This is a genomic window from Microbacterium sp. BH-3-3-3 (assembly GCF_007679045.1).
GTDB lineage: Bacteria > Actinomycetota > Actinomycetes > Actinomycetales > Microbacteriaceae > Microbacterium > Microbacterium algihabitans.
The window spans coordinates 1,362,042-1,374,282 of sequence record NZ_VEFS01000001.1 but is presented as its reverse complement, the minus strand read 5'-3'; the positions used below and the strand labels follow the sequence as shown (position 1 = coordinate 1,374,282).

Annotated in this window: 13 protein-coding genes and 2 tRNA genes; 11 read left to right on the top strand and 4 right to left on the bottom strand. The window is 67.7% G+C overall.

Features of this window, described 5'->3' with window-relative positions; genetic code table 11:
- The first annotated feature begins 97 nt into the window (after positions 1–97).
- The 6 genes from gyrB to FS769_RS06430 all read left to right on the top strand — a co-directional run bounded on the left by gyrB (position 98) and on the right by FS769_RS06430 (position 5,950).
- A complete protein-coding gene (gyrB, locus tag FS769_RS06455; RefSeq protein WP_144830923.1) occupies positions 98–2,131 on the top strand; it encodes a DNA topoisomerase (ATP-hydrolyzing) subunit B in 2,034 nt (677 codons plus the stop codon).
- A 47-nt stretch (positions 2,132–2,178) separates the two neighbouring features.
- Positions 2,179–4,809, top strand: coding sequence for a DNA gyrase subunit A (gene gyrA, locus FS769_RS06450; protein ID WP_144830920.1), 2,631 nt, complete (start codon positions 2,179–2,181; stop codon positions 4,807–4,809).
- Entirely contained in the window at positions 4,806–5,207 is a 402-nt protein-coding gene (locus FS769_RS06445; protein ID WP_144830917.1) for a DUF3566 domain-containing protein, read from the top strand. Before gyrA ends, FS769_RS06445 begins: the two co-directional genes overlap by 4 nt.
- 65 nt (positions 5,208–5,272) lie before the next feature.
- Positions 5,273–5,346, top strand: a tRNA-Ile gene (locus FS769_RS06440).
- Between the two features lie 13 nt (positions 5,347–5,359).
- Positions 5,360–5,432 (top strand) — tRNA-Ala (locus FS769_RS06435).
- An 86-nt stretch (positions 5,433–5,518) separates the two neighbouring features.
- Positions 5,519–5,950 carry an NUDIX hydrolase gene (locus tag FS769_RS06430; protein ID WP_144830914.1) on the top strand — a complete coding sequence of 144 codons (432 nt, stop codon included), beginning with the start codon at positions 5,519–5,521 and terminating at the stop codon, positions 5,948–5,950.
- 3 nt (positions 5,951–5,953) lie between these two features.
- Here the strand turns inward: FS769_RS06430 and FS769_RS06425 are convergent, their stop codons facing one another.
- Together FS769_RS06425 and FS769_RS06420 are read right to left on the bottom strand one after the other, a co-directional pair.
- Positions 5,954–6,427 carry an aminoacyl-tRNA deacylase gene (locus FS769_RS06425; protein ID WP_144830911.1) on the bottom strand — a complete coding sequence of 158 codons (474 nt, stop codon included), beginning with the start codon at positions 6,425–6,427 and terminating at the stop codon, positions 5,954–5,956.
- A complete protein-coding gene (locus tag FS769_RS06420) occupies positions 6,424–6,996 on the bottom strand; it encodes a DNA helicase (RefSeq protein WP_144830908.1) in 573 nt (190 codons plus the stop codon). Before FS769_RS06420 ends, FS769_RS06425 begins: the two co-directional genes overlap by 4 nt.
- A 100-nt stretch (positions 6,997–7,096) precedes the next feature.
- Here FS769_RS06420 and FS769_RS06415 point away from each other — a divergent pair, with 100 nt between their 5' ends.
- The gene (locus FS769_RS06415) at positions 7,097–7,654 is read left to right on the top strand and encodes a peptidylprolyl isomerase (RefSeq protein ID WP_144830905.1); all 558 of its coding nucleotides are present in this window, start codon (positions 7,097–7,099) and stop codon (positions 7,652–7,654) included.
- A 17-nt stretch (positions 7,655–7,671) separates the two neighbouring features.
- Complete coding sequence (locus tag FS769_RS06410; RefSeq protein WP_230703935.1) at positions 7,672–8,598, top strand: rhomboid family intramembrane serine protease; 927 nt, start codon at positions 7,672–7,674, stop codon at positions 8,596–8,598.
- Positions 8,599–8,649: 51 nt separating this feature from the next.
- On the opposite strand, the gene FS769_RS06405 is transcribed toward FS769_RS06410, so the two are convergent.
- Positions 8,650–8,889, bottom strand: coding sequence for a cell division protein CrgA (locus FS769_RS06405; RefSeq protein WP_144830902.1), 240 nt, complete (start codon positions 8,887–8,889; stop codon positions 8,650–8,652).
- A gap of 54 nt (positions 8,890–8,943) precedes the next feature.
- Here FS769_RS06405 and FS769_RS06400 point away from each other — a divergent pair, with 54 nt between their 5' ends.
- Genes FS769_RS06400 through FS769_RS06395 form a run of 3 tightly spaced genes read left to right on the top strand, consistent with a single transcriptional unit; the run spans position 8,944 to position 10,543 of the window.
- The gene (locus FS769_RS06400; RefSeq protein WP_144830899.1) at positions 8,944–9,738 is read left to right on the top strand and encodes a class E sortase; all 795 of its coding nucleotides are present in this window, start codon (positions 8,944–8,946) and stop codon (positions 9,736–9,738) included.
- Entirely contained in the window at positions 9,738–9,893 is a 156-nt protein-coding gene (locus FS769_RS16785) for a hypothetical protein (RefSeq protein ID WP_186325439.1), read from the top strand. Before FS769_RS06400 ends, FS769_RS16785 begins: the two co-directional genes overlap by 1 nt.
- Complete coding sequence (locus tag FS769_RS06395; RefSeq protein ID WP_144830896.1) at positions 9,890–10,543, top strand: aminodeoxychorismate/anthranilate synthase component II; 654 nt, start codon at positions 9,890–9,892, stop codon at positions 10,541–10,543. The genes FS769_RS16785 and FS769_RS06395 overlap by 4 nt, the downstream gene beginning before the upstream one ends.
- Here FS769_RS06395 and pknB read toward each other — a convergent pair.
- On the bottom strand, positions 10,515–12,215 hold the full coding sequence (gene pknB, locus FS769_RS06390) for a Stk1 family PASTA domain-containing Ser/Thr kinase (protein ID WP_144830893.1): 1,701 nt from the start codon (positions 12,213–12,215) through the stop codon (positions 10,515–10,517). The genes FS769_RS06395 and pknB overlap by 29 nt on opposite strands.
- Positions 12,216–12,241 lie beyond the last annotated feature (26 nt).

Here is a 12,241-nt window from a genome sequence, read left to right as displayed (position 1 = left end):
CGCGATTTATCGCCGCGTAGGGGCGTACAAGCCATTTCGAGGGCCCTTCCGCGATAGGATGGAGATTCCGACGAATCGATCTGGAGCGCGCGTACCCATGACGTCCGAAAACCCCGACAGCGTTTCCGAGGAACCCGAAGCGACCAGCAAGAAGGTTCCCAACGAGTACGGGGCAGACGCCATCCAGGTGCTCGAAGGTCTCGAGGCGGTCCGCAAGCGTCCCGGCATGTACATCGGTTCCACCGGTGAGCGCGGCCTGCACCACCTCGTGCAGGAGATCGTCGACAACTCGGTCGATGAGGCCCTCGCCGGGTACTGCGACACGATCGATGTGACGATCCTCGCCGACGGCGCCGTCCGCGTGGTCGACAACGGCCGCGGCATCCCGGTCGACATGCACCGCACCGAGGGCAAGTCGACCGTCGAGGTCGTGCTCACCGTCCTCCACGCCGGCGGCAAGTTCGGCGGCGGCGGCTACGCGGTCTCGGGCGGTCTGCACGGCGTCGGCTCGTCGGTCGTCAACGCGCTCTCGACGCGCCTCGAGGTCGAGGTCAAGCGTCAGGGTCACGTCTGGCGTCAGTCGTTCCGCGACGGCGGTGTGCCCCTCGCCCCCCTCGCGCAGGGAGAAGAGAGCGACGCGACCGGCACGACGATCACGTTCTGGCCGGATGCCACGATCTTCGACACCGTCGACTTCGACTATGACACGCTGCGTACGCGCTTCCAGCAGATGGCGTTCCTCAACAAGGGGCTGCGCATCAGCCTGCGCGACGAGCGTCCGCAGTCGGTGATCACCGAGGGCGAACCCGGTGAAGAGGTCACCGGCGCGCGCTACGACTCGTTCCTCTACGAGCGCGGTCTCGTCGACTACGTCGAGCACCTCAACCGCGTGCGCAAGGCCGACGTGGTCAACGACGAGATCATCGAGGTCGAGTCCGAGGACACCGAGCGCAAGATTGCGCTCGAGCTGGCGATGCAGTGGACGACGGCGTACACCGAGAACGTCTTCACCTACGCGAACACCATCAACACGCACGAGGGTGGCACGCACGAAGAGGGCTTCCGCGCGGCGCTGACGACGCTCGTCAACCGCTACGCGCGCGCGAACAACCTGCTCAAGGAGAAGGACGACAACCTCACCGGCGACGACATCCGCGAGGGTCTCACCGCCGTCATCTCGGTCAAGCTGTCGGAGCCGCAGTTCGAGGGTCAGACCAAGACCAAGCTCGGCAACACCGAGGCCCGCGCCTACGTGCAGAAGGTCGTCGGCGACAAGCTCGGCGACTGGTTCGACCGCAACCCCGCGCAGGCGAAGAACATCATCCGCAAGGCGATCGACGCCGCGACCGCTCGTCTGGCCGCCCGCAAGGCGCGCGAGACCGCGCGTCGCAAGAGCGTCTTCGAGTCGGCCGCGATGCCCGACAAGCTCAAGGACTGCACCTCGAAAGACCCCTCGATCAGCGAGATCTTCCTCGTCGAGGGTGACTCCGCCGGCGGCTCGGCCGTGCAGGGGCGCGACCCGCACACGCAGGCGATCCTGGCGCTGCGCGGCAAGATCCTCAACGTCGAACGCGCGCGCCTCGACCGCGCCCTGGGCAACAAAGAGGTCCAGGCGATGATCCAGGCCTTCGGCACGGGCATCGGCGAAGACTTCGACATGGCCAAGGCGCGGTACCACAAGATCGTGCTGATGGCCGATGCCGACGTCGACGGCCAGCACATCACCACGCTCCTGCTGACCCTGCTCTTCCGCTACATGCGCGGTCTCATCGAGGCGGGCTTCGTCTATCTCGCGCAGCCCCCGCTGTACCGCCTGAAGTGGTCGAACCACCCGCACGAGTACGCCTACAGCGACCGCGAGCGCGACGCGATGCTCGTCGACGGTCAGGCCTCCGGACGCCGCATCCCCAAAGACAACGGCATCCAGCGTTACAAGGGTCTCGGCGAGATGAACGACCACGAGCTGTGGGAGACCACGATGGACCCCGAGACCCGCACGCTGAAGCAGGTGACCATCGACGACGCCGCCTCGGCGGACGAGATCTTCTCGGTGCTCATGGGAGAAGACGTCGAGTCGCGACGCAGCTTCATCCAGCGCAACGCCAAAGACGTCCGCTTCCTCGACATCTGATCCGCACGACAGATCTCGCTCCGACGTATTCACGAAACTGAGAAGACATGGCTGACGACACCACTCCCGAGCCCGCCGAAGCGCGCGAAGAAGGCGCCCACAACCACGGCAAGATCGACCAGGTCGACCTGCAGCTCGAGATGCAGCGGAGTTACCTCGACTACGCGATGAGCGTCATCGTCGGGCGCGCCCTGCCCGACGTGCGCGACGGCCTCAAGCCCGTGCACCGCCGTGTGATCTACGGCATGTACGACGGCGGCTTCCGCCCCGACAAGTCGTTCTCGAAGTGCGCCCGTGTCGTGGGCGAGGTCATGGGGCACTACCACCCGCACGGTGACGCCCCGATCTACGACGCCCTCGTGCGTCTCGTGCAGCCCTGGTCGCTGCGCTACCCGCTGGCGCTCGGTCAGGGCAACTTCGGCTCTCCCGGAAACCAGGGCGCCGCCGCCCCGCGTTACACCGAGACCAAGATGGCCCCGCTCGCGCTCGAGATGGTGCGCGACATCGAAGAAGAGACCGTCGACTTCGAGGACAACTACGACGGCCAGACGCAGGAGCCCACGGTCCTGCCCGCGCGCTTCCCGAACCTGCTGGTCAACGGTTCGGTGGGCATCGCCGTCGGTATGGCGACGAACATCCCGCCGCACAACCTGCGTGAGGTCTCGAGCGGTGCCCTGTGGGCTCTCGAGAACCCGGATGCCACGCGCGAAGAGCTGCTCGAGGCGCTCATGGAGCGCATCCCCGGCCCCGACTTCCCCACGCGCGCCCAGATCCTGGGCACGCGCGGCATCAAGGACGCCTACCGCACCGGTCGCGGCTCGATCACGATGCGCGCGGTGGTCAACATCGAGGAGATCCAGGGCCGCACGTGTCTCGTGATCACCGAGCTGCCGTACCAGGTCAACCCCGACAACGTCGCGGTCAAGATCGGCGACCTCGCCCGCGAGGGCAAGATCACCGGTGTCGCCGACATTCGCGACGAGAGCTCGGGCCGTACCGGTCAGCGCCTGGTCGTCGTGCTCAAGCGCGATGCGGTCGCCAAGGTCGTGCTGAACAACCTCTACAAGCACACGCAGCTGCAGGAGAACTTCGGCGCCAACATGCTGGCGATCGTCGACGGCGTGCCGCGCACGCTCTCGCTCGACGGCTTCATCAGCCTGTGGATCGACCACCAGGTCGAGGTCATCGTCCGGCGCACGCGCTACCGCCTTCGCAAGGCCGAAGAGCGCATGCACATCCTGCGCGGCTACCTGAAGGCGCTCGACGCGCTCGACGAGGTCATCGCGCTCATCCGTCGCTCGCCGACGGCTCAGGATGCCAACGAGGGTCTGCAGAAGCTCCTCGATATCGACGACATCCAGGCGCAGGCGATCCTCGACATGCAGCTGCGTCGTCTCGCTGCCCTCGAGCGCCAGAAGATCGTCGACGAGGCCACCGAGCTCGAGGCCCGCATCGCGGACTACAACGACATCCTCGCCACCCCCGCCCGCCAGCGCACGATCATCCGCGACGAGCTCACGGCGATCGTCGACCGCTTCGGCGACGACCGTCGCACCGAGATCCTGCACGGGTTCGACGGCGACGTCTCGATCGAAGACCTCATCGCCGAAGAGGAGATGGTCGTCACCGTCACCCGCGACGGCTACATCAAGCGCACGCGCAGCGACAACTACCGCTCGCAGCACCGCGGCGGCAAGGGCGTGAAGGGTGCGCAGCTGCGCGCCGACGACGTGGTCGAGCACTTCTTCGTCACCACGACGCACCACTGGCTGCTGTTCTTCACGAACAAGGGGCGCGTGTACCGCTCCAAGGCGTACGAGGTGCCCGAGGCCGGGCGCGACGCCAAGGGTCAGCACGTCGCCAACCTGCTGGCGCTCCAGCCCGACGAGGAGATCGCGCAGATCCTCGACATCCGCGACTACCAGGTCGCGACCTACCTCGTGCTCGCGACGCGGGGCGGTCTGGTCAAGAAGACCCGCCTCGAGGAGTACGACACCAACCGTCAGGGCGGCGTCATCGCCATCAAGCTGCGAGGTCAGACCTCCGACGAGGGCGACGACGCCGAGCAGGGCGGCGCCGACGAGCTCGTCAGCGCCATGCTCGTCGACGAGGGCGACGACATCCTCCTCATCAGCCGCCTCGGCATGTCGCTGCGATTCTCCGCCACCGACAACGCGCTGCGCCCCATGGGTCGGTCGACCTCGGGCGTGAAGGGGATGGACTTCCGCGAGGGCGACAGCCTGCTCTCGGCATCCGTCGCCAAGGACGACGAATTCGTCTTCGTGGTGACCGAAGGCGGCTACGCCAAGCGCACCGCGGTCACCGAATACCGCATGCAGAACCGCGGTGGCCTGGGCATCAAGGTGGCCCGTCTGACCGACGATCGCGGGGTGCTCGCGGGCGGAATGATGGTGTCCGAGGGCGACGAGGTCCTTGTGGTTCTTGCCAGCGGCAAGGTGGTACGCTCCAGCGTGGCCGAGGTGCCCGCCAAGGGACGCGACACCATGGGTGTCGTCTTCGCTCGCGCCGGAGGCGATGACAAGATCATCGCGATCGCGCGCAACGCCGAGCGGAACCTCGCCGAGACGACGGAGACGACCACTGAGCCCGCCGCTTCACCCGCGGACGAGGCCAGCGCCTCCCCTTCCGACACCCCCGAGGAAAGTACTGACGCATGAGCACGGTAGCCGACAAGCTCGCCAAAAAGTCGACTCACAAGACCCCTGCGAAGCAGGTGCGTCTGCGCCTGGTCTACATCGACTTCTGGTCGGCGGTGAAGCTGTCGTTCCTGGTGGCGGTCGCCCTGGCCATCGTCACGGTGGTCTCGTACTTCCTCATCTACCTGGTTGTCTCGGCGACGCTGCTGTCGAAGCTCGATGAGTTCTTCACCAGCTTCACCGACGGTGGGGCGACGCTCTCGCAGTACATCGGTCTGCCCCAGGTCATGGCGTTCGCCGCGATCGTGGCGATCCTCAACCTGGTCGTGGTGACGGTGCTCGGCGCCGTCATGGCAGGCATCTACAACCTCGCGGTGAAGGTGACCGGCGGCCTGCTCGTCGGCTTCACCTCCAACTGACGTCGATTCGTCAAAACCTCGCGAATCCGGTAAAGTCTTCGAGGTTGACATCACGTCAGCGAGACGGGGCTATAGCTCAGGCGGTTAGAGCGCTTCACTGATAATGAAGAGGTCCCAGGTTCAAGTCCTGGTAGCCCCACCCCTTCCCTCGCGGGGCCTTAGCTCAGCTGGTAGAGCGCCTGCTTTGCAAGCAGGATGTCAGGAGTTCGAATCTCCTAGGCTCCACAACCGCGAAACGAAAGCCGGCCTTCGGGCCGGCTTTCGTCTTTGCCCCGCGACATTCGTGCCCCGGCGCTCGCTAGAGTCACGTCATGGACATGCGGGTCGCCGCGTACGCCGTCGTGACCGACGCCGACGGCCGTGTACTGCTCGCGCACTGGATCGACGGTAGACGGCCCGCGTGGACGCTCCCCGGAGGCGGTCTCGAGCCCGGCGAGGATCCCGCCCGGGCCGTTCGCCGGGAGGTCCGCGAAGAGACGGGGTTCCGCGTCGCGATCGACGAGCTGCTCGGCATTCATTCCCGGGTCATCCCGGCCGAGGCACGGTTGGCCCACGATTCCGAGGGGCCGCTGCACGCCTTGCGGATCGTCTATCGAACGCACGTCGTCGGTGGTCGCCTGAGGGACGAGACCGACGGCTCGACCGATCGCGCGGAGTGGTTCACCCTCGCGGAGGCCCGCAAGCTCCGTCGCGTTCAGCTGGTCGACGTGGCGCTGCGCATGGCGGGGCTTCTGCCCACCTGATCGTCAGGCGCGGTCGACCGTGATGTCGGCGACGGTCGCGCCGTAGGCGGCGATGAGGTCGTCGGCGTCGACGAACAGGCTGTAGCCGTGCGCGCCGGCACCCATGGCGATGCGGGTGCCGACGATGCGCTCATCGGCGTAGACGGGCCATGCCGTGGTGCTGCCGATGGGCACGATCGTGCCGCGCTCGTAGCCGGTCGCCGCCAGGGCGAGCTCGGGTTCGGGCAGGCGGAGTTTGTTGACCCCCACCACGGCGCGGAGCTTCGCCCACGAGATCGCCCGGTCACCGGGCACCAGGGCGAACAGGTACGTGTCGTCGGAGCGCTTCACCACGAGCGTCTTGACGATCGATGCCGAAGGGATGCCGAGGAGCTCGGCGGCCTCGTCGAGGCTCGAGGCGGCGGGGCGCTCGCGCACATCGACAGAGAGGCCGCGCGCGAGCGCGGCCTCTCTGACTCTGATGGTGGGGTCGCTCACGCGTCCGGCGCGCGCAGCGGGTCGTCGGCAACCCACAGCTCGTCGTCGGCGCGCAGCGTCTGCCACGCGGCGTACGCGACGCCCGCGGCGGCGACGAGACCGAGGATGATGGCGATCACGCCACCGGCACCGATGCCGTCGTGCTGCGAGGGAAGCTTCTTCGACAGGCGCTTGGACGCCTGCTTGCCGTACTTCTCGGCACGCTTGGCGTACTTGTGGGTGTCGAGCTCGAAGCCCTTGCCCTTGGCGATGCGGTCACGGGTGTCGCCCGCGGCGTCCCACACCGACATCGCTCCGCCGACCACAGCACCGGCCGCGGGAACGACCTTGTGGCTGAGGAAGCGGTTCGTGCCCTTGACGGTCTTGTCCACGTACGGAGCGGCGTACTTGCCGTAGCCGTCCTGCACGGCGGGGACGAGGTCTTCACGGCTGAAGCGACCGAGCTGGTGGCCGGCTTCGCGAGCGACCTTCCCACTCTCGCCCAGCAGCACCTGCTGCGACTCCCACACCTTGGCGGCGTGCTTCTGGAGCTTGCGCAGTTCCTTCTTGCTCTTGCGGCTGAGGCCCACGGCTCATCCTCCCTGTCGATGGGATGTACGTTCGTTCATCTTGCCAGAACGGGCCGCCGGCACCGCCGACCCTTGCAGATAACTCTGAGAGAATGTACCCATGGCCAACCACACCGCCGTCGCGACCCTGCACACCAACCACGGCGACATCGTCGTCAACCTGTTCGGCGACCACGCGCCGCGCACCGTCCGCAACTTCATCGGGCTCTCCGATGGTTCGCAGGAGTGGACGAACCCGGCGACCGGGGCGAAGGGCGAAGGTCCCCTCTACAAGGACGTCGTCTTCCACCGCATCATCCCCAACTTCATGATCCAGGGCGGCGACCCGCTCGGTCAGGGCATCGGCGGCCCGGGATACAACTTCAACGACGAGATCCACCCCGAGCTCGACTTCACGCAGCCCTACAAGCTGGCCATGGCCAACGCCGGTCTGCGCCGCAACGCCATCACCGGTCAGGCCGAGGGCACCAACGGCTCGCAGTTCTTCATCACGACCGACCCCACTCCGTGGCTGCAGGGCAAGCACACCATCTTCGGCGAGGTCGCCGACGAGGCTTCCAAGGCCGTCGTCGACGAGATCGCCGCAGTTCCCACCGGCGCGCAGGACCGGCCGAAGGCAGACGTCGTGCTGCACTCGGTCGACGTCGTCGCCGTCTGACGCTCGGACGACGGCGGGTGTCCACGACCGACGAGTTCCGTCGCAACAGCGACAACTTCTGTTACCGGCATCCGGACCGGCAGAGCTTCGTGCTGTGCCAGCGGTGCATGCGCACCGTGTGCTCGGAATGTCGGACACCCGCCGCCGTCGGCGTCATCTGCCCGGAGTGCATGGCCGAGCAGCGCGCTCAGCAGACCCCCGCGCAGAAGAAAGCGCAGCGTCGATGGGCGTCTCGCCCCGCGATGGCGCTCTCGACCGATCGCCCCCGTATGACGCTCGGGATCATCGCGATCACGGGATTGACCTACATCATCGGGTTGATCCCCGGGGTGGGCTCGATCCTCACGCAGTTCCTCGCGTTCAACAGCGTCTTCCTCATTCCCGAGCTGGGCGTCATCCAGCCGTGGCGACTGCTCACGGTCTCTCTCGTGCACAGCGGCTTCTTCCACATCGCCCTCAACATGCTCGCGCTGTGGTTCATCGGCCGCAGCCTCGAGCCGATGCTCGGACGCGCCCGGTTCCTGGCCCTCTACCTGATCGGCACGATCGGCGGATCCGTCGCCGTGGCGCTGCTCGCGCCCGGCGTGTGGACGGTCGGAGCGTCGGGTGCGATCTTCGCCCTGTTCGGGGCGCTGCTGGTGATCGGGCGCCACATCGGCGCCGACATCCGCGTGATCGCGATCCTCATCGCGATCAACTTCGCCTGGCCGTTCGTGGTGGCGGGGATCGACGCGATCGGCTCGGGCAGCTTCCCGGCGTCGCTGGCTGCCGTGGGCATCTCGTGGCAGGCGCACCTGGGTGGTCTCATCGCCGGGGCCCTGGTCGGCCTCATCTACTCGCGCACGCGCGCACCGCGTCAGCGCGGGGTGCAGATCGGTCTGCTGGTGACGCTCAGCGTCGTTCTTCTCGCCCTGCTGGTGATCCCGGCCCTGGCGTACGTCTGAGAGTTATCCACAGTCCCATCCACAGGTGGGGATGAATTACACGCGTGTAAGTCAGCGCCACTTCGTGGTCATGAGGAAGCCGACGAAGGCGATTCCGAAACCGATGACCAGGTTCCACGGGCCGATGCCCGGGATGGGGAACTGCGAGTTGCTGAGGTAGAACACCAGCACCCACACGAGGCCGATGAGCATGAGGCCGATCATGATGGGCAGGAACCACACGGGGTTCGGTGCCGATCCACCGTCGTTGCGCTCAGCGATCGGGTCTTCGCCTTTGCCAGTTCGAGCCATGCCGGACAGTCTAACGGTCAGGAATGCGCGAATTCATGGAACTAGACTCGCCTCGTGCAGACCGTGCAGGAGCCGCAGACCCGTCGTACGCGACGGCGCGGCCGCGCTCCTCAGCGCGGCGTCTCGGTCGTCGGAGTCATCGGCGACCTGCTCGTGACGGCGGGTGTGGTCGTGCTGCTGTTCGTGGTCTGGCAGCTGTGGATCGGCGACGCGATCATCGGAGCGCAGTTCAAGGACCAAGGTCAGGAGCTCAGCGACTCGTGGGCCCTCGAGCCCTCGGCCCCCGCGCCCGCCGCATCTTCGCCGGCAACCTCGGCGCCCACCGGTCCGCCGACGGCTGATCCTCCCGCCCTCCCGCAGCCGGGCGATGCCGAGCGCTTCGCCGTCGTGCGCATCCCGCGGCTCGGGCCCGACTACTCGTTCCCGCTCGCCGGCGGGGTCAGCTCGTCGCGCACGCTCGACCCGATCGGCCTCGGGCACTATCCCGATACGGCCATGCCGGGTCAAGTCGGCAACTTCGCCATCGCCGGCCACCGCGGCAGCCACGGCGCCCCGTTCGCCGACCTTCCCTCGCTGCACATCGGCGACGCGGTCGTCGTCGAGACGGAGCAGGGCTGGTACACCTACCGCTTCCGCAACATCGAGTACGTGCGCCCGAACGGCGTCGACGTGCTGCTCCCGCTGCCGCAGCAGCCGCAGGTGGAGGCCACCGACCGCATCATCACGATGACGACCTGCAGCCCGCGGTACGGGTTCTCCGAGCGCGCCATCGCGTACGGCGTCTTCGAGTCGTACACCCCGCGCACCGAAGCGGGCCCTCCCACGTCCCTGACCTCTGGAGCCGCGTGATGTACGGAGCTCTCTGGCGCGTTCTGCCCGGTCCCTGGTGGGTCCGCCTGCTCATCCTCTTGGTGCTTCTGGCGGCCGTGCTCTACGGCCTGTTCTTCTACGTCTTCCCCTGGGTGAGCGACCTGGTGTACCCCTCGGAGGTCACGGTCGAGTGACCGGTCTGCGGGTCGTCGTCGTCGACAACCGCGACAGCTTCGTCCACACCCTCGCCGGGTATCTCCGCGACATCGGTGCGGAGACGACGATGGTCGACGCCCATGATCCCGCCGTCGTCGACACCGTGCGTCGTCACGACGCCGTGCTCGTGTCTCCGGGGCCCGGTCATCCCGTCGACGCGGGACGATCGGTCGAGGTGGTCCGCGCGGCCGCGGACGCCGGCATCCCGTTGCTCGGGGTCTGTCTCGGCCACCAGGCGCTGGCGACAGCCTTCGATGCACGGGTGACGCAGGCTCCCGAACTGCTGCACGGCATCACGAGCGTCATCCGCCACCACGGCGACGGGGTGTTCGCCGGTCTCGACGACGGGTTCGTCGCGACCCGCTATCACTCCCTCGCCGTCGACGAGTCGAGCCTGCCGGCGGAGCTCGAGGTCACGGCGCGCACCGACGGGGGCGTCGTCATGGGGCTCCGCCACCGCTCCGCGCCGCTGGAGGGCGTGCAGTTCCACCCCGAGAGCGTGCTGACCGAGGGCGGCCATCGGCTGCTCGGCCGGTGGCTCGAGAACGCCGGTCTGGCCGGCGCCGTGGAGCGCGCGAGCGCGCTTCATCCCCGACGGGTCAGGACCCCGAGCACACCGTCAGCGTGATCTCGCTGTGCACGGGCACTTCACCCGGGGCCAGCGACTGCGTCGTGACCGTCGCGGGAGTGGTTGCCTTGCAGCCGGGGTCGTCCTTGGTCAGAACGGTGAGCTGCTTGTCGTCGGACTCGAGCTCGCGCTTCGCCCCGTCGAGGGTGTACCCGGCGTAGTCGTTGATGACGACCTTGCCGCTGGCGACCACGAGGTTGACCGTCGTCCCCTTCGCGACCTCGGTGCCCGCCTCGGCCGTCGCGGAGATCACGGTGCCGGCGGCGAGGGCGGCGTCGTTCTGCCGACGGATGGATCCCACGACCAGGCCGGCGTTGGTGAGTGCCGTGCGCGCCTCGGTCTCGTTGATGCCGTCGAGAGTCGGCACCGTCGCGGTGTCGGGGCCCGTCGAGACGTAAAGGGTCACCTGCTGGCCGGCCGTGACGTTTGTGCCGGCCGAGGGAGTGGAGCTGATGACGTTGCCCGCGGCGATCTGCTCGTCGGGCTGGTTCACGCGACTCGCGGTGAGCTGCTCGGCCTGAAGTGCCTCGACGGCGCGGTCGTACGACATGTCGACCACGTTGGGAACGGTCAGGGCGTTGGTGGGCACGTTCGAGGCGGGCTGGATCTGCATGACCCACACCAGCACGGCGACGAGCAGAACGGCGAGCACCGTCACGCCGGCCCAGATCCAAGCGACCGGGGGTCCGGGCTGCGTGCGGCGCATCGTCGTGTCGGTGCTGAGCTGGCGGAGCGAGCGCGCGGTCTCGGCGGCCTGACGCGGGTTCGGCCCGTACAGCTCGTTCGACAGGGCGGACATCTGCCGCTTGCTCGGAGCTTTGCCGTCGGCCGTCTCGTCGAGCGCTTCGCGGAAGCTCGCGGCGTCCTGCGGGCGCTGGAAGGGATCCTTCGCCAGCGCGCGCAGAACGATCGCGTCGAGTGCCCGCGGGATCGACTCGTCGATCTCGCTCGGCGGGACCGGCGCCTCACTGACGTGCTGGTAGGCGACGGCCACGGGGGTCTCGCCGCGGAACGGAGGGCGTCCGGTGAGCAGCTCGTACAGCACGACGCCCGTGGAGTACAGGTCGGCGCGCGCGTCGACCGACTCGCCCTTGGCCTGCTCGGGGGAGAAGTAGGCGGCGGTTCCCACGATGGCCGTCGTCTCGGCGACGGTGGAGGAGGAGTCCGACACGGCGCGGGCGATGCCGAAGTCCATGACTTTCACGCGACCGGAGTCGGTGATCATGACGTTGCCCGGCTTGATGTCGCGGTGGACCACGCCGGCGCGGTGCGAGTACTCGAGGGCTTCCAGGATGCCGTCGACGTAGCGCAGCGCCTCGTCGGTGGGCACCTTGCCTTCGGCGATGATCTCCTTCAGCAAACGCCCGTGGACGAGCTCCATCACGATGTAGGGCACGGGGCGCTCGACCCCGTCGACGCCGGTCTCGGCGTCTTCGCCCGCGTCGAACACGCGCACGATCGTCGCGTGCGCCATGCGCGACGCCGCCTGCGCCTCGAGGCGGAACCGCGTGCGGAACGCCGCGTCTCCGGCGAGGTCGGAGCGCAAGATCTTGATCGCCACCGTGCGCCCGAGAGTCTGGTCGTACCCGCGGTACACGCTCGCCATCCCGCCGCGACCGATGAGGTCGTCGACGCGATAGCGCCCGGACAGGACGCGCGTCTCAGTGGTCACGAAGGAACTCCTGGCGTGGGGGGATC